A 16,197-nucleotide genomic window follows, 5' to 3' on the forward strand; every position below is an offset into this window, starting at 1 on the left:
CATGAGCGGCGCGGATGCTGGCGTGCTGACCACCTGTCCTTACTGCGGCGTCGGCTGCGGCGTGCGCGTGCCGGCCGCCGACGCCGCGGTGCAGGGCGACGTCACGCATCCGGCCAACGGCGGGCGATTGTGCGTGAAAGGCAGCACGCTGCACGAGACGCTGGTGCCGCAGGGCCGCCTGCTGCAACCGCTGCAGCGCGTCGCCGAAAGCGGCCCGGACACGCTGCAGCCGCTGGCCTGGGATGCGGCGCTGGATCGGATCGCCGCTCGCTTCGCGCGCACGATCGCCGAGCACGGCCCCGACAGCGTCGCGTTCTACGTCTCCGGCCAGCTGCTGACCGAGGACTACTACGTCGCCAACAAGCTGATGAAGGGCTACATCGGCTCCGGCAACATCGACACCAATTCTCGGTTGTGCATGTCCTCGGCGGTCGCCGGCCACAAGCGCGCGTTCGGCGAGGACGTGGTGCCCGGCTGCTACGAGGACTTCGAGGTCGCCGATCTGATCGTGCTGGTCGGCTCGAACACCGCCTGGTGCCACCCGGTGCTGTACCAGCGCATCGTCGCCGCCAAGGAGCGGCGCCCGGCGCTGAAGCTGGTCGTCGTCGACCCGCGGCGCACGCCGACCTGCGATCTCGCCGATCTGCATCTGCCGCTGCTGCCGGGCAGCGACGTGCCGCTGTTCAATGGCCTGCTGGTCTGGCTCGCCGCGCACGGTGCCGTCGACCGCGACTTCGTCGACGGCCACACGCGCGGCCTCGACGCGGCGCTGGCCGTGGCCCGCGACAGCGCCGGCGACCTCGACGCGCTGGCACGCCAGTGCGGCGTGCAGCGCGAGCGCCTCGAAGCGTTCTACGCGCTGTTCGCGGCCACCGAAAAGACCGTCACGCTGTTCTCGCAGGGCGTCAACCAGTCGGGGCAGGGCACCGACAAGGTCAACAGCATCATCAACTGCCATCTGCTCAGCGGCCGCATCGGCCGGCCCGGCATGGGGCCGTTCTCGATGACCGGCCAGCCGAACGCGATGGGCGGGCGCGAGGTCGGCGGCCTCGCCAACACGCTGGCCGCGCACCTCGATTTCGCCGAGCCGGCGCAGCGCGCGCTGGTGCAGCGCTTCTGGGCGAGCCCGCGCATCGCCGAGCGGCCGGGCCTGAAGGCCGTCGACCTGTTCGAGGCCGTGCACGCCGGGCGCATCAAGGCGATCTGGATCGTCGCCACCAATCCGGTCGTCAGCCTGCCCGACGCCGATCGCGTGCGCGAGGCGCTGCGCCGCTGCGAGTTCGTCGTCGTCTCCGACGTCGTGCAGCACACCGACACCGCGCAGCTCGCGCACCTGCTGCTGCCGGCGCTGGCCTGGGGCGAAAAGGACGGCACCGTCACCAACTCCGAACGCTGCATCTCGCGCCAGCGCGCCTTCCGGCCGGCACCTGGCGAGGCGCGGCCGGACTGGTGGGCGTTCGCCGGCGTCGCCGCGCGCATGGGCTGGGCCGAGGCCTTCGCCTACGACACGCCGGCGGCGATCTTCGACGAGCACGCGCGCCTGTCGGCGTTCGAGAACGACGGCGCCCGCCGCTTCGACCTGCGCGGCCTGGCCGGTCTGACGCGCGCCGAATACGACGCGCTCGCGCCGATCCGCTGGCCGGTGCTCGAACGCGGGCAGGGCACCGACCGGCTCTACGGCGACGGCCGCTTCTCGCACGCCGACGGCCGCGCCGTGTTCGTGCCGACCGCACCGGTGGCACCGGCGCATGCGCCGGACGCCGGCTATCCGCTGGTCCTCAACACCGGCCGCGTGCGCGACCAGTGGCACACGATGACGCGCACCGGCCTGGCGCCGACGCTCGGCGCCCACCTGCCGGAACCGTACGTCGATCTGCATCCGGCCGACGCCCTGGCCTGCGGCGTGCGCGACGGCGGCCTGGCGCGCGTGATCTCGCGCTGGGGCTCGCTGGTCGTGCGCGTGCGCAGCAGCGGCGAGCTGCGCCGCGGCCAGGTCTTCGTGCCGATCCACTGGAACGACCAGTTCGCGTCCGATGCGCGCGTCGGCGCGCTGGTCAATCCGGTCGTCGATCCGCTCAGCGGCGAGCCCGAGTTCAAGCACACGCCGGTGCGCGTCGAGGAGTTCCGCGCCGACTGGCATGGGCTGGCCTACACGCGCGGCACGGTCGATCTGCAGCGCCTCGCCTGGTGGGCGCGCGTGCAGACCACGGCGGCGCAGCGCTACGAGTTCGCCGGCCGCGGCGTCATCGCCGACCGCGCGCAGTGGGCGCGCGCCTTCCTCGGCGTCGACGAGCCGGCGCCGGACTGGATCGAGTATCGTGACGACGGCAGCGGCGTCTACCACGCCGCCTACATCCGGGACGGACGCCTGCAAGCCTGCCTTTACATCGCGCCGCGCGAGATGCTGCCGGCCCGCGACTGGTTCGCCGGGCTGTTCGAGCGCCTGCGCCTGTCGCTGCGCGACCGCGCCAGCCTGATGGCCGCCGAACCGTTCAGCGGCGGCGCCGACGCCGGGCCGCAGGTCTGTTCCTGCTACAAGGTCGGCCGCAACACCATTCTCAAGGCGATCCGCGAGCAGGGCCTGAGCACGCCCCGGCAGGTCACCGCCTGCCTCAAGGCCGGCGGCAACTGCGGCTCCTGCCTGCCGGAAATCCGCGGCCTGCTCGCCGAGTGCGCGCTCGTCGAGCGCGCCGAGCCGGCCTGAGCGATGCGCGACGAGGCCCTGCGCGGGGCAGTCGCCGCCGTCGTGCTCGCCGGCGGACGCGGCACGCGCATGGGCGGCGTCGACAAGGGCCTGCAGGCGCTCGACGGGCGGCCGCTCGCGCAGCACGTGCTCGAGGCGCTGCGCCCGCAGGTCGCCGAGGTCTGCATCAGCGCCAACCGCCACGCCGAGGCCTACCGTGCGCTCGGCGCCGAGGTGATCGCCGATGCCTGGCCGGACTTCCGCGGACCGCTCGCCGGCCTGCACGCGGCGCTGGCGCGCGGCACGCACGACTGGTGGCTGGCCGCGCCCTGCGACACGCCGGGCCTGCCGGCCGATCTGGTCGCGCGCCTGCACGGCGCGGCGCGCGCGCGCGGCCGGCCGGCCGCCTACGCCGTGGTGCGCGGCGAGCCGGTCTATCCGCTGTGTCTGGTGCAGCAGGGGTGTTTCGACGACTTGCAGCGCGCCTTGCGGGACGGACAATATGCGGTCGGCCGCTGGCTGGCCGGGCAGGGCGCCGTCGCCGTCGCCATCGACGGCTGGGACGCGCGCCTGCCGCTGAACCTCAACACGCCGCAGCGGCTCGCCGCCGCCCAGAGTGCAAGGCCTTGAACGCGGGACCGAACATACCGTCGCAACTGATCGACCAGCACGGACGCCGCAAGCGCAAGCTGCGCATCTCGCTGACCGACCGCTGCAACTTCCGCTGCCGCTACTGCATGCCGGACACGCCGCAGTGGCTGCCGAAGTCGCAGGTGCTGACGATCGAGGAGATCGTGCGCGTCGCGCGGCTGATGATCGGCGAGGGCATCAGCCACATCCGCCTGACCGGCGGCGAGCCGCTGCTGCGCCGCGGCCTGCTCGACGTGGTGCGCGCGCTCGACGCGCTGCGCCCGCTCGGCCTGACGCGCATCTCGATGACCAGCAATGCCTCGCGGCTGGCGCCGCAGGCGGCGGCGCTGAAGGCGGCCGGTCTCGACGACCTCAACATCAGCCTCGACAGCGTCGATCCCGACACCTTCCGGCGCATGACCGGTCGCGAGCTGGCGCCGGTCGTCGACGGCATCGACGCGGCGCGCGCCGCCGGCCTGCCGCTCAAGCTCAACAGCGTGCTGCTGCGCGACGACAACGGCGGGCAGATCGTCGCGCTCGCCGAATGGGCGCGGGCGCGCGGCCTGCCGCTGCGCTTCATCGAATACATGCCGCTCGACGAACCGGGCCGCTGGCAGCGCGCGCAGGTCGTCGCCGAAGCCGAGATCCTCGCCGCGCTGCGCGGCCGCTTCGGCGTCGAGCCGCTGCCGCGCAGCGCCGATCCGGCGACGCGCTACCGCCTCGACGGCGAATACGAAGTCGGCGTGATCTCGACCGTCAGCAACCCGTTCTGCGCGAGCTGCGACCGCCTGCGGCTGACCGCGACCGGCGAGCTCTACACCTGCCTGTTCGCGACCCAGGGCACGCCGCTGCGCGAACGCCTGCGCGGCGGCGACAGCGACGCGCAGCTGCTCGAACGGATTCGCGACGCGGTCTGGCACAAGCCGGCCGGCTATGCCGCGCAGCCGCGCGCGCCGGTCGAGCGCCCGATCACCATGCACGCGATGGGCGGCTGAAGCGCCCGCGAATCTGCCGACGATGACGACCATCACCTTCGAATTCCACGGCCAGCTGCTGCGCCTCGCCGGCGCCACCACGCAGGCCGTCAGCGTGCCGGCGCCGGCAACGCTGGCCGCCGCGCTCGACGCGCTCGCCGTCGCGCGCCCCGAGCTGGGCACCGCGCTGGCGCGCTGCGCCTGCGCGATCGGCGACCGCCTGATCCTGCGCCGCGACGCGCTGCAGGGCGGCGAGACGGTCGCGCTGCTGCCGCCGGTCGCCGGCGGCTGAGTCGCCCGGCACGGCGCCCGTTTCCCTGCGCGGCGCTGCAAATGGGACAATGGCGATTCCAGCCACCAATCCCTGTTCGACGAAGAAACGGAATGAACGAGTTGCCGAATTGCCCGAAGTGCGGTTCCACCTATACCTATCAGGACGGCGAGCTGTACATCTGCCCCGAGTGCTCGCACGAGTGGTCGGCGCAAGCCGCCGCCGCCGAGGAGCCGGTCGAGACCGGTCTGGTCGTCAAGGACGCCAACGGCAATCTGCTGCAGGACGGCGACGCGGTGACGGTCATCAAGGACCTCAAGGTCAAGGGCTCGTCGGCCGTCGTCAAGGTCGGCACCAAGGTGCGCAACATCCGCCTCGTCGAAGGCGATCACAACATCGACTGCCGCATCGACGGCATCGGCGACATGAAGCTCAAGTCCGAGTTCGTGCGCAAGGCCTGAGACGGCGCGCGGGCCGGCGCACGACCAACGCGAAGAGGTGGCAGGCGAGATGAACGGCACTTCCGATCTTCCCCGCATCCAGGACCAGCCGCTGCAGCTCGAGCCGCTGCTGGCCTGGGGCACCCATCCGGAATGCGGCGGCCTGGCGCTGTTCGCCGGCACCGTGCGCGATCATCACGACGCCAAGCCGGTGCTGAGCCTGGCCTACACGGCCTACGCGCCGCTCGCCGAGAAACAGATCCGCGATATCGAGCGCGCCGTCGCCGCGAAGCACGGCGTGCCGTATCTGCGCGTCGTGCACCGCGTCGGCGCTCTGGCCATCGGCGAGGTCGCAATCTACTGCGTGGCGCGCGCGCCGCATCGTGCCGAGGCCTTCGCCGCGTGCAAGGAGGCGGTCGACCGCACCAAGCACGAGGTGCCGATCTGGAAGGAAGAGTTCTACGCCGACGGCAGCAGCGCCTTCGTCGAGGGCTGCTGCATCCGTCCCGACGCCGAGGCCGAGGCGGCGCCGCATCCGCACGCACACGCGCATCACCATCAGGAAGCTCATGAGCACCGCCACGGCTGAGCGCCGCGGCCCGAGGAGAAGCCGTCCATGAAAGACGTGGGCATGAAGCCGGAGTCGCTGCGCCGCGCGCGCGCCTCGGCCGAGCTGCTGGCGCCGCCGCATTGCATCGAGCGCCTGCGCAGCGGCGACACCGAGAAGGGCGATCCGCTGAAGACGGCGCGCGTCGCCGGCATTCTCGCCGCCAAGCGCACCGACGAACTGATCCCGCTCTGCCATCCGCTGCCGATCCATCGCGCCGACGTCGACTTCGAGCTCGGCGAGGATCGCGTGAAGATCATCGCCAAGGTCGAGACCATCGGCCCGACCGGCGTCGAGATGGAGGCGCTGACCGCGGCCAGCCTCGCCGCGCTGACGATCTACGACATGCTCAAGCCGTACTGCGAGCCGGCCGAGCTGGTGATCCGCGAATGCCGGCTCGACGAGAAGCGCGGCGGCAAGTCGCATTACAAGCGCCGGCTGCCGGCGCCGGTCGCCGCCGCGGTGCTGGTGCTGTCGGACACGGTCGCCGCCGGCCGCAAGCCGGACACCGCCGGCCGCGCAGTGGAGGCCGAGCTTGCCGCCGCCGGCTTCGCGCCGATTCATTACGCGGTGCTGCCCGACGAGCCGGTGCTGCTGCTCGACACCGTGCAGCAGCTGCGCGCCGAGTACGCGCTGATCGTCACCGTCGGCGGCACCGGCATCGGCCGCCGCGACATCAGCGTCGATACGCTGCGGCCGCTGATCGACCGCGAGCTGCCGGGCCTGATGGAGGCGGCGCGCGCCTTCGGCCAGCGCCGCACGCCGTACGCGGCGCTGTCGCGCGGCATCGCCGGCTTTTCCGGCGACACGCTGCTGCTGACGCTGCCGGGCAGCCGCGGCGGCGCCAGCGAATCGCTGGCGGCGATCCTGCCGTCGCTCGTGCACATCTTCGAAGTGCGGCGCGACGTGCCGCACGCCGGCGGCTACCAGTGAGCCGGCCGTGAGCCACGACGACCGCTGCGGCCACGGCGCGCTGCTGGCGCTCGACGACGCGCTCGCCGCCTACCACCGCGAGGTGCGGCCGCTGGCGGCGGAGACGCGGCCGCTCGGCGAGGCCCTGGGCCGCGTGCTCGCCGCGCCGGTCGCCGCGCGCGTCGATCTGCCGATGTACACGCAGAGCGCTGTCGATGGCTACGCGCTGCGCGCTGCGGACCTCGTCGGCGCCGCGCCCGGCGCGCCGCGGCGGCTGCCGCTGTGCGGCGAGGTGCGCGCCGGCGTGGCGCCGCAGGACGCGCTGCCGCCGGGCCAGGCGATGCGCATCTTCACCGGCGGCCGCCTGCCGGCCGGCGCCGACACGGTCGCGCGCCAGGAAATCGTCGAGCGCGACGGGGCCGCCGCGCTGCTGCGCGAGGCGCTGGCGCCCGGCACCGACGTGCGCGAGCGCGGCGAGGAACTGCGCGCGGGTGCCGAGCTGGCCGCGGCCGGCCAGCGCCTGCATGCCGGACTGATCGCGGCGCTGGCGATGGCCGGCGTCGATGCCGTGCGCGTGGTGCGCGCGCCGCGCGTCAGCCTGCTCGTTACCGGCGACGAGGTGGCCGCGTCGGCGCCCGGCGAGGCCGGCGTCTACGATGCCAACGGCCCGCTGCTGCGCAGCTGGTTCGCCGAACACGGCTACGAGCCGCCGCGCACCATCTACGTGCCGGACGAGCGCGCGCAGCTGAGCCGGGCGCTGGCCGATGCGCTCGCCGACAGCGATCTGGTGCTGAGCACCGGCGGCGTCTCGGTCGGCGATCACGATCTGGTGCGGCCGGTCGCCGCCGCGCTCGGTGTGCGCGAGGTGTTCTGGCAGGTCGCGCAGAAGCCGGGCAAGCCGCTGTACTTCGGCGTGCGCGACGACGGCGACGCGCGCCGTCTGATCCTCGGCCTGCCGGGCAATCCGGGCGCGGTGCTGATCGGTCTGTACGTGCACGTCGCCGCGCTGCTCGCGCAGCTCGAAGCCGCTGCCGCGCCGGCGCCGGCCTGGCGCGCCGGCCGGCTCGCCGCGGCGGTGCGCGCCGACGCCCGCGAGCAGCTGCTGCGCATGGCCGTGCGCGTCGACGCCGACGGTTGCCTCGTGCTCGAACGCCTCGGCCGCCAGGCCTCGCACATGCTCAGCAATCTCGCCGCCGCCGGCGCGCTGGCCCGCGTGCCGGCCGGCCGGGCGCTCGACGCCGGCGCGATCGTGCAGTGGCTGCCGCTGCCGTGACGGCGACCGCTGGCGGCTCGCCGCCGTCGCGCGCAGCCGCGACGAGGAGGCGTGAACGATGACGAAACGACGCAGTGCTCCGACGTTTCAGGCCGAACCCGGCCTGCAGTTCGGCGCCGGCCTGGCCGCCAACGGTACGCGCATCGCGCTGCTCGAGCGCATCGGCGAGACCGGTTCGATCACGGCCGCGGCCAAGGCGGTCGGCCTGAGCTACAAGGCCGCCTGGGATGCGATCGCGGCGATGAACAATCTCGCCGACCGGCCGCTGGTCGAGCGCAGTGCGGGCGGACGCGGCGGCGGTGGCACGCGGCTGACCGAGCGCGGCCAGGAGCTGGTGCAGAGCTTCCGGCGCATGGAGGCGCAGCACCGCCGCTTCATCGAATCCTTGAACGAGACGGGCGCGCAGGACGGCGACGACTGGCGCGTGCTGGGGAGGCTGGCGATGCAGACGAGCGCGCGCAATCAGTTCGCGGGCCGCGTCACCAAGCGCACGCGCGGCGTGGTCAACGACGAGATCGAGCTGCGCCTGTCGGGCGGCGAGACCCTGGTGGCGACGGTGACGCGCGAGAGCAGCGAGGCGCTGGGCCTGAAGCGCGGCGCCGAGGCGGTGGCGCTGGTCAAGGCTTCCTCGGTGATCGTCGCGGTCGACGACGGCGCGCCGCTGCGGCTGTCGGCGCGCAACCAGCTACGCGGCACGATCGAGGCCGTGCACAAGGGCGCGGTCAACAGCGAAGTGCTGATCGCGCTCGCCGGCGGCAACACGGTCGCCGCGATCATCACCAACGGCAGCGCCGAGGCGCTCGGCCTCGCCGTCGGCACGCCGGCGCTGGCGCTGTTCAAGTCCTCGAGCGTGATTCTCGCGGTCGCGCCGTAGTTCCGGCCGGCGCTTCTACGCGGCCGCCGGCAGGCGGCCGGCCTCGATCTCGACGATGACGCCGCCGAGCGCAGCGACTTCCTCGCGCGCGTGCGTCACGTACAGCATCGGGATGCGGGTCTCGTCGCGGATGCGCGCGAGGAACGGCAGGATCTGCGCCTTGAGCCGCGTGTCGAGCGCGGCGAGCGGCTCGTCGAGCAGCAGCAGGCGCGGCGCATAGAGCAGCGCGCGGCCGAGCGCGACGCGCTGGCGCTCGCCGCCGGACAGCTGGCCCGGCCGGCGTTCGAGCAGTGGCCCGATTTCCAGCAGTTCCAGCACGCTGGCCAGCTCGAAGCGGCGCTGCGCCGGCGGCAGGCCCTGCATGCCGTAGAGCAGATTGGCGCGCACCGACAGATGCGGGAACAGCTGGCCGTCCTGGAACACGAGTCCGAAGTGGCGGCGGTGCGCCGGCACGAACAGGCCGCGCGCGGCGTCGGCCAGGATCTCGCCGTCGAAGGCGACCGTGCCGTCCTGCGGGCGCAGCAGGCCGGCGATCAGCGCCAGCAGCGTGCTCTTGCCGGCGCCGGACGGACCGCAGATGCCGGTGACCGGCGCCGACAGCGTGGCGCGCGCGTCCAGGGTGAACGCGCCGCGGCGGTAGCGGCAGTCAAGCGTCAGCACGATGCCGCGATCCGAGGCGCCGCTCGCTGTAGCGTGTCAGCAGGTGGCTGGAGAACAGGGCGACGAAGGCAAGGGCGATCGACAGCGCGGCGAGCCGCGCCGCGCCGGCTTCGCCGCCGGGCACGTGCAGGTAGGAGTAGATCGCCAGCGGCACGGTGCGCGTCTCGCCGGGAATGTTGCCGACGAAGGCCATCGTCGCGCCGAACTCGCCGAGCGCACGCGAGAAGCACAGCAGCGCGCCGGCGAAGATGCCGGGCAGCGCCAGCGGCAGGCTGATCGTCGCGAACACGCGCCAGGGGCCGGCGCCGAGCGTGGCCGCCGCCTGTTCGAGGCGACTGTCGATCATCTGGAAGGCCAGGCGCACCGGCTGCACCATCAGCGGGAAAGCCATCGTCGCCGACGCCAGCACCGCGCCTTTCCAGTTGAACGCGAACTCGAGGCCGAAATGCCGCGACAGCCAGCCGCCGAAGGCGCCCTGCGTGCCGAACAGCAGCAGCAGCAGATAGCCGGGCACGACCGGCGGCAACACCATCGGCAACTGCACCAGCGTCTCGACCAGCAGCTTGCCGCGGAAGCGGCGCCGCGCCAGCAGCCAGGCGACGGCGATGCCGAGCGGCAGGCTGACGAGCATGCAGCACAGTGCGATCTTCGCCGAGAGCCACAGCGCGGTCAGCTCGTCGGCGTTCAGCATCGGCATGGCGCCGGCGCCGCGCGCGCTGCGGGTTCCGGGGTCACGGCGCGCGCAGTGTTGTGAAGCCGTAGCGGGCGAACACTTCGGCCGCCGCCGGGGTGCGCAGGTAGTCGAGGAAGGCGCGCGCCGCCGGCGCGGCGCTGCCGACGGCGGCGGCCGGATAGACGACCGGCGCGTGCGTGGCCTCGGGGAAGGCGCCGATGATTTCGACGTCCGGACTGATCGCGGCGTCGCTGCGGTAGACGATGCCGGCCGGGCATTCGCCGCGGGCGACGAAGGCGAGCGCGGCGCGCACGTCGTCGGTGCCGACGAGGCGCGGCCGGATGGCGTCCCACCAGCCGAGCCGGCTCAGCGCGTCCTGCGCGTAGATGCCGACCGGCACGACGCCGGGCTCGCCGGTGCAGAGCCGGCCCTTGAAGGCGTCGGCGAAGGCGAAGCCCGGCTCGAAACGCACGGCGAAGCCGCGTCCGCGTGGTGCGATCAGCACCAGCGCGTTGCCGAGCAGATCGAACGGCGCGTCGCGGGCGACGCGGCCGCGCTCGACCAGGTAGTCCATCCACTTGCGGTCGGCGGAGATGAAGACGTCGGCCGGCGCGCCGGCCTCGATCTGCTTGGCCAGCGTCGACGAGGCGGCGAACACCGGCTTGACGCTCGCGCCGTCGTAGCGCCGGGCGAGCTCGCCGATCGCGTCGGTGAGGCTGGCGGCGGCGTAGACGCGCAGCGCCTCGGCCTGTGCGTTCGCGGCAACGACGGACAGCAACAGCGCGGCGAGCGCGCGGGCAAGGCAACGGGGCATGGCGGCAACCGGTGGAACGTTATGTATGGTTCTACATAACGAAGGCGAGCGTCAACCGCATGACGCCGCGCCGCACGGCTACGCCGCGAGCGCGCGCACGGCCTTGGCGGCCACCGCGGCGCGGTTGTCGACGCCGAGCTGCTCGAGGATCTGTCCGAGATGCTTGTTCACCGTGCGCCGACTGAGGCCGACGAGCTCGCTGCGAAAGCGTCCATGCCCGGCGTCACGCCGTCGGTGGAATCGGCTCCGGCGCGATCAGCTCCACGTGGCCCGGCGCACGCTCGCCGTCGCTCGCGAGCAGTGCAGTGACGCCGGCGTGGTCGAGCGAGTCCGCCGCGTCGACGACGACCGGCACCGTATCGCGCTGCCGGTTCTGTCGATCTCCATTCTTCTCTCGATCCTGGCGATGCCGAGCCGACTTTCGAGGTGACGCGACGGGGCTCGGCGCTGCGGCGGCGCATGCACCTGTCCCGGCGCGACTCGCAGACGATGCGTTGGCGTTGGGGTTGGCATCGCGCCGCCGCTGACGCTGCGCCTTGAGCTCGGCGCGCTCGCGCGGGGCTGCGTTCACCTCACGCCGCAAGTCCTCCGCCCAGCGCCAGCAGCAGGCCGCCGGCCGCGGCGGCGGCGCCGGCGGCGCGCGTCAGTGCCGGCCGGGCGTAGCGCGCAGCGACGAGATAGCCGACGCCATGCAGGACTGCGCTCGCCAGCAGCAGGCCGGCGACGTAGGCGAGCGGCAGCGCCGTGCCGGGCATCTCGCTGCCGTGCGCGGCACCGTGGAAGCACGCGAACGCGCCGCTCAGCGTCGCCGCCGCGGCCGTGGGCAGGCGACCGGCGAGCGCGACCAGCAGGCCGAGCACCAGCAGCGAGGCGGCGATGCCGCTTTCGATCGCCGGCGGCGCCCAGCCGGCGACGGCGAGTGCGCTGCCGGTGCCGCTGAGCGCGACGAACGCGGCCGGCACCAGCCAGCGGCCGTGACCGCCGAGCTGCGCGGCCCAGACGCCGATCATCAGCATCGCCGCGAGGTGGTCGAGACCGAGCAGCGGATGCAGCAGACCGGCCGCGAGCCCGGCGTCGCCGGCATGGCCGGGATGTGCGAACGCGGCGGCCGGGGCGAGCAGGCCGAGCGTGGCGAGTGACTTGGCAGCGTGACGGTGCATCAGACGGTCTCCGGCAGCGCGCGGCGTTCGAGCCCGCCGGCGTCGATGATGAAATGGGCGATGTCGTGCAGACCCTGGTTCTTCTTCAGGTTGCTGAACAGGAACGGCCGCGCGCCGCGCATCCGCCGCGAATCGCGCTCCATGACGTCGAGCGAGGCGCCGACCAGCGGTGCCAGATCGATCTTGTTGATGACCAGCAGGTCCGAGCGCGTGATGCCGGGGCCGCCCTTGCGCGGGATCTTGTCGCCGGCCGAGACGTCGATGACGTAGATCGTGATGTCGGCGAGCTCCGGGCTGAAGGTCGCCGACAGGTTGTCGCCGCCGCTCTCGATGAACAGCAAATCCAGCGACGGGAAGCGTTCGTTCATCGCGTCGACCGCGACCAGGTTGATGCTGGCGTCCTCGCGAATCGCCGTGTGCGGGCAGCCGCCGGTCTCGACGCCCATGATGCGGTCGGGCGTCAGCGCGCCGGCGCGGGTCAGGAACTCGGCGTCTTCCTTGGTGTAGATGTCGTTGGTGATGGCGGCCACGTCGTAGGCGTCGCGCAGCAGTTTGCAGAGGCGCTCGGTGAGCGCCGTCTTGCCGGAACCGACCGGCCCGCCGATGCCGACGCGCAGCGGGCCGGTGGGCGCCGCGTTGCCGGGACTGAGCATCGAGAGATTCATGAGCGGAACAACCTCGTGTATTGGGTTTCGTGATGGAACGAGCAAAGTTCGAGCCGTGGTGCAGCGCTGCCGAGCTCGTCGAGCGGGCAGGCCTGTGCGGCATCGCACACTTCGCCGACGACGGCGGCCAGGCGCGCCGTCGCGCGCTGGCCGTCGGTCTGGCCGAGCGGCACCAGACGCACGCCAGCCGAGACCAGATTGGCGGCGAACGCGTGCAGATAAGCGTGCAGCGACGGTGCCAGCGCGATGCCGTGCGCGGCGCAGGCCAGCGCCATCACCGTGGCATGGGCGAGCGGCCGGCCGTGCTGGCGCTGCGCATAGGCGTCGAGCCACGGATGCGGCCAGGCCTGGCGCGTGACCTGCAGGAACGAATGGCCTTGCTGGCGACTCTCGAGCGCGGTTTCGGCGCTGCCGCGGAACGCCGCCGCGAGCTCGGCGATCGCGTCGAACGCCTCTTCGTCGTGCGCGCTGCGCCAGGCGTGGGCGAACAGCACCGCGTCGATCCAGCCGCCGCCGCGGCGCAGCGCGGCTTCGACGTAGGCGACGAGGCCGGCGACATCGCTGACCTCGCCGGCCTCGACCGCCCATTCGAGGCCGTGGCTGTAGCTGAAGGCGCCGGTCGGATAGCTCGGCGAGGTCCAGACCAGCAGCCGGTAGAGCGCGTCCTCAGTGCCCATGGCCGCCGACGAAGACGTAGGCATGGGCGGCCGCTTCGTGCCCGTGGCCGTGCGCGTGCCCACCGTGGCCGCCGGCGTAGGCGCCGTTCTCCGGCGTGAACGGCGCGCGCAGCGCGCGCGTCGTCGCGCCGAGACCGTGCAGCATGGCGACGATGACGTGATCGTCGCGGATCAGGATCGCGTCCGCCGACAGCTGCGCCGGCAGATGGCGGTTGCCGATGTGCCAGGCCAGGCGCACCAGGGCCGCCGGATTCGCGGCGCGCACTTCGACGAGCGCTTCGTCGGCGGCGCGGATCTCGACGATGCGACCGTCGTCGAGCAGCAGACCGTCGCCGTCGTTGAGCAGCGTGGCGCGCGGCAGGTCGAGCAGGAACGCGGTGCCGCCGTCGGCGACATAGCGGAAGCGGCGCCGATGGCGCGCGTCGTAGTCGAGCGCGACGCGATCGGCCGGCGCGTCCGACCAGCTGCCGGCTGGCAGGATCTCGCGGGCGCGCGGCACCGGCAGATCGGCATCGGACATCGGCGCGCCCTCAGAACAGGAAATAGCGCTGTGCCATCGGCAGCACCGCGGCCGGCTCGCAGCGCAGCAGCTCGCCGTCGGCACGCACTTCGTAGGTCTCCGGATTGACCTCGATGTGCGGCATCGCGTCGTTGAGCACCATGCTGCGCTTGCCGATGCCGCCGCGCGTGTTCTTCACTGCGGCGAGCGGGCGCGACAGGCCGAGCTGCGCGGCACCGCCGCCGGCGGCGAAGGCACCGCTGACGAACAGCAGCGAGGTCTCGATGCGGGCGCGGCCGTAGGCGCCGAACATCGGCCGGTAGTGCACCGGCTGCGGCGTCGGGATGCTGGCGTTCGGATCGCCCATCGGTGCGGTCGCGATCATGCCGCCCTTGAGCACCAGATCCGGCTTGACGCCGAAGAAGGCCGGCGACCACAGCACCAGATCGGCGAGCTTGCCCGGCTCGACCGAGCCGACGTGTTCGGCGATGCCGTGCGCGATCGCCGGATTGATCGTGTACTTGGCGATGTAGCGGCGTGCGCGGAAATTGTCGGCGAGGCCGTCGTCGGGGCCGAGCGCGCCGCGCTGCTGTTTCATCTTGTCGGCGGTCTGCCAGCAGCGAATGATCGTTTCGCCGACGCGGCCCATGGCCTGGCTGTCCGAGCTCATCATCGAGAACGCGCCGAGATCGTGCAGGATGTCCTCGGCGGCAATCGTTTCCTTGCGGATGCGGCTTTCGGCGAAGGCCACGTCCTCGGCGATGCGCGGGTCGAGGTGGTGGCAGACCATCAGCATGTCGAGGTGTTCGTCGATCGTGTTGACGGTGTACGGGCGCGTCGGATTGGTGCTCGACGGCAGCACGTTGGGCAGGCCGCAGACGCGGATGATGTCCGGCGCGTGGCCGCCGCCGGCGCCTTCGGTGTGGAAGGCGTGGATGGTGCGGCCCTTGAACGCGGCGATCGTCGATTCGACGAAGCCGGATTCGTTGAGCGTGTCGGTATGCAGCGTGACCTGCACGTCGAGCTGGTCGGCGACGCGCATGCAGCAGTCGATCGCCGCCGGCGTCGTGCCCCAGTCCTCGTGCAGCTTGAGACCGCAGGCGCCGGCCAGCACCATTTCCTCGAGCGCCGCCGGCTGACTGGCGTTGCCCTTGCCGAAGAAGCCGAGGTTCATCGGAAACGCTTCGGCGGCCTGCAGCATGCGCGCCAGGTGCCAGGGGCCGGGCGTGCAGGTCGTCGCCAGCGTGCCGTGCGCCGGGCCGGTGCCGCCGCCGAGCATGGTCGTCACGCCGGCGTTGAGCGCTTCCTCGATCTGCTGCGGGCAGATGAAGTGGATGTGCGCGTCGATCGCGCCGGCGGTGACGATCTTGCCCTCGGCGGCGATCACCTCGGTGCCGGGACCGATGACGATGTCGACGCCCGGCTGCACGTCCGGGTTGCCGGCCTTGCCGAGGCGCACGATGCGCCCGTCGCGGATCGCGATGTCGGCCTTGATGACGCCCCAGTGATCGAGGATCACGGCGTTGGTGATGACGGTGTCGACGGCGCCGTCGGCACGGCTGGCCTGCGACTGGCCCATGCCGTCGCGGATCACCTTGCCGCCGCCGAACTTCACTTCCTCGCCGTAGACCGTGCGGTCCTCGTCGACGCGGATGAAAAGATGGGTATCGGCGAGACGGATGCGGTCGCCGACGGTCGGGCCGTACATGCCGGCATAGGCGCGGCGGCTGATCGTGGTGCTCATGCCTGCGGCTCCGTATCGAGCGCGCCCATCACCTCGGCGCGGAAACCGTGCACGATCCGCGCACCAACATAAGGCACGAGCTGGACCTCGCGCGACTGGCCGGGTTCGAAGCGCGTCGCCGTGCCGGAGGCGATGTCGAGGCGCATGCCGCGCGCCCGGGCGCGGTCGAAGGCGAGCGCCGGATTGACCTCGTAGAAGTGGTAGTGGCTGCCGACCTGGATCGGCCGGTCGCCGGTGTTGGCGACCGTCAGGCGCAGGCCCGGGCGATCGGCGTTGAGCACGATGTCGCCGTCGGCGGTGATGATTTCTCCGGGGATCATGGGCGCGGCCTCAGCGGATCGGTTGGTGCACGGTGACGAGCTTGGTGCCGTCGGGGAAGGTCGCTTCGATCTGGATTTCCGCAATCATTTCGGCGATGCCGTCCATCACCTGCGCGCGGCTCAGGACCTGCGCGCCGGCCTGCATCAGCTCGGCGACGCTGCGGCCGTCGCGGGCGCCTTCGACGACGGCGTCGGTGATCAGCGCGATCGCTTCGGGATGATTGAGCTTGACGCCGCGTTCGAGGCGGCGGCGCGCGACCATCGCGGCCATCGCGATCAGCAGCTTGTCTTTTTCTCGGGGAGTCAGGTTCACGTTCGTTC

Annotated in this window: 20 protein-coding genes; 9 read left to right on the plus strand and 11 right to left on the minus strand. The window is 72.4% G+C overall.

Annotation, left to right across the window (positions count from 1 at the left end; genetic code table 11):
• Position 1 precedes the first annotated feature (1 nt).
• The 9 genes from H149_RS0104920 to H149_RS0104960 all read left to right on the plus strand — a co-directional run bounded on the left by H149_RS0104920 (position 2) and on the right by H149_RS0104960 (position 8,664).
• The gene (locus tag H149_RS0104920; RefSeq protein WP_020648626.1) at positions 2-2,704 is read left to right on the plus strand and encodes a nitrate reductase; all 2,703 of its coding nucleotides are present in this window, start codon (positions 2-4) and stop codon (positions 2,702-2,704) included.
• Positions 2,705-2,707: 3 nt separating this feature from the next.
• Positions 2,708-3,313 (plus strand): molybdenum cofactor guanylyltransferase MobA, encoded by a 606-nt coding sequence (gene mobA, locus H149_RS19750; RefSeq protein ID WP_020648627.1) that lies wholly within the window; start codon positions 2,708-2,710, stop codon positions 3,311-3,313.
• Positions 3,310-4,308 carry a GTP 3',8-cyclase MoaA gene (gene moaA, locus H149_RS0104930; protein ID WP_020648628.1) on the plus strand — a complete coding sequence of 333 codons (999 nt, stop codon included), beginning with the start codon at positions 3,310-3,312 and terminating at the stop codon, positions 4,306-4,308. Before mobA ends, moaA begins: the two co-directional genes overlap by 4 nt.
• Before the next feature lie 22 nt (positions 4,309-4,330).
• Positions 4,331-4,579, plus strand: a complete 249-nt coding sequence (locus tag H149_RS0104935) for a MoaD/ThiS family protein (RefSeq protein ID WP_020648629.1) — start codon at positions 4,331-4,333, stop codon at positions 4,577-4,579.
• A gap of 92 nt (positions 4,580-4,671) precedes the next feature.
• Positions 4,672-5,019, plus strand: coding sequence for a zinc ribbon domain-containing protein YjdM (locus H149_RS0104940; RefSeq protein WP_020648630.1), 348 nt, complete (start codon positions 4,672-4,674; stop codon positions 5,017-5,019).
• Positions 5,020-5,068: 49 nt separating this feature from the next.
• Positions 5,069-5,587, plus strand: coding sequence for a molybdenum cofactor biosynthesis protein MoaE (locus H149_RS0104945; RefSeq protein WP_020648631.1), 519 nt, complete (start codon positions 5,069-5,071; stop codon positions 5,585-5,587).
• A 27-nt stretch (positions 5,588-5,614) separates the two neighbouring features.
• Positions 5,615-6,538: a bifunctional molybdenum cofactor biosynthesis protein MoaC/MoaB gene (gene moaCB / locus H149_RS0104950; protein ID WP_026352866.1), complete on the plus strand. Its 924-nt coding sequence runs from the start codon at positions 5,615-5,617 to the stop codon at positions 6,536-6,538.
• Positions 6,539-6,545: 7 nt separating this feature from the next.
• Positions 6,546-7,790 (plus strand): molybdopterin molybdotransferase MoeA, encoded by a 1,245-nt coding sequence (locus tag H149_RS0104955; RefSeq protein ID WP_020648633.1) that lies wholly within the window; start codon positions 6,546-6,548, stop codon positions 7,788-7,790.
• 58 nt (positions 7,791-7,848) lie between these two features.
• Positions 7,849-8,664 (plus strand): TOBE domain-containing protein, encoded by an 816-nt coding sequence (locus tag H149_RS0104960; protein ID WP_020648634.1) that lies wholly within the window; start codon positions 7,849-7,851, stop codon positions 8,662-8,664.
• Positions 8,665-8,679: 15 nt separating this feature from the next.
• Here H149_RS0104960 and H149_RS0104965 read toward each other — a convergent pair whose 3' ends face one another.
• The 11 genes from H149_RS0104965 to H149_RS0105020 form a co-directional block, all read right to left on the minus strand.
• The gene (locus H149_RS0104965) at positions 8,680-9,324 is read right to left on the minus strand and encodes an ATP-binding cassette domain-containing protein (protein WP_020648635.1); all 645 of its coding nucleotides are present in this window, start codon (positions 9,322-9,324) and stop codon (positions 8,680-8,682) included.
• A complete protein-coding gene (modB, locus tag H149_RS0104970; protein ID WP_026352867.1) occupies positions 9,311-10,015 on the minus strand; it encodes a molybdate ABC transporter permease subunit in 705 nt (234 codons plus the stop codon). The genes H149_RS0104965 and modB overlap by 14 nt, the downstream gene beginning before the upstream one ends.
• 40 nt (positions 10,016-10,055) lie before the next feature.
• Positions 10,056-10,811, minus strand: coding sequence for a molybdate ABC transporter substrate-binding protein (gene modA / locus H149_RS0104975; RefSeq protein WP_026352868.1), 756 nt, complete (start codon positions 10,809-10,811; stop codon positions 10,056-10,058).
• A 223-nt stretch (positions 10,812-11,034) separates the two neighbouring features.
• Complete coding sequence (locus tag H149_RS23070) at positions 11,035-11,382, minus strand: hypothetical protein (protein ID WP_154654645.1); 348 nt, start codon at positions 11,380-11,382, stop codon at positions 11,035-11,037.
• Position 11,383: 1 nt separating this feature from the next.
• Complete coding sequence (locus H149_RS0104990) at positions 11,384-11,971, minus strand: HupE/UreJ family protein (RefSeq protein ID WP_020648640.1); 588 nt, start codon at positions 11,969-11,971, stop codon at positions 11,384-11,386.
• Positions 11,971-12,636 (minus strand): urease accessory protein UreG, encoded by a 666-nt coding sequence (gene ureG, locus H149_RS0104995; protein WP_020648641.1) that lies wholly within the window; start codon positions 12,634-12,636, stop codon positions 11,971-11,973. Before ureG ends, H149_RS0104990 begins: the two co-directional genes overlap by 1 nt.
• Complete coding sequence (locus tag H149_RS0105000; protein ID WP_020648642.1) at positions 12,633-13,313, minus strand: urease accessory protein UreF; 681 nt, start codon at positions 13,311-13,313, stop codon at positions 12,633-12,635. Before H149_RS0105000 ends, ureG begins: the two co-directional genes overlap by 4 nt.
• Positions 13,303-13,833, minus strand: a complete 531-nt coding sequence (gene ureE / locus H149_RS0105005; protein ID WP_020648643.1) for an urease accessory protein UreE — start codon at positions 13,831-13,833, stop codon at positions 13,303-13,305. The genes H149_RS0105000 and ureE overlap by 11 nt, the downstream gene beginning before the upstream one ends.
• Before the next feature lie 10 nt (positions 13,834-13,843).
• A complete protein-coding gene (gene ureC / locus H149_RS0105010; RefSeq protein WP_020648644.1) occupies positions 13,844-15,556 on the minus strand; it encodes an urease subunit alpha in 1,713 nt (570 codons plus the stop codon).
• Entirely contained in the window at positions 15,553-15,876 is a 324-nt protein-coding gene (locus H149_RS0105015; RefSeq protein WP_020648645.1) for an urease subunit beta, read from the minus strand. The genes ureC and H149_RS0105015 overlap by 4 nt, the downstream gene beginning before the upstream one ends.
• Before the next feature lie 10 nt (positions 15,877-15,886).
• Positions 15,887-16,189 carry an urease subunit gamma gene (locus tag H149_RS0105020; protein WP_026352870.1) on the minus strand — a complete coding sequence of 101 codons (303 nt, stop codon included), beginning with the start codon at positions 16,187-16,189 and terminating at the stop codon, positions 15,887-15,889.
• Positions 16,190-16,197: the final 8 nt, after the last annotated feature.

The organism is Solimonas variicoloris DSM 15731 (genome assembly GCF_000382285.1).
GTDB lineage: Bacteria > Pseudomonadota > Gammaproteobacteria > Nevskiales > Nevskiaceae > Solimonas > Solimonas variicoloris.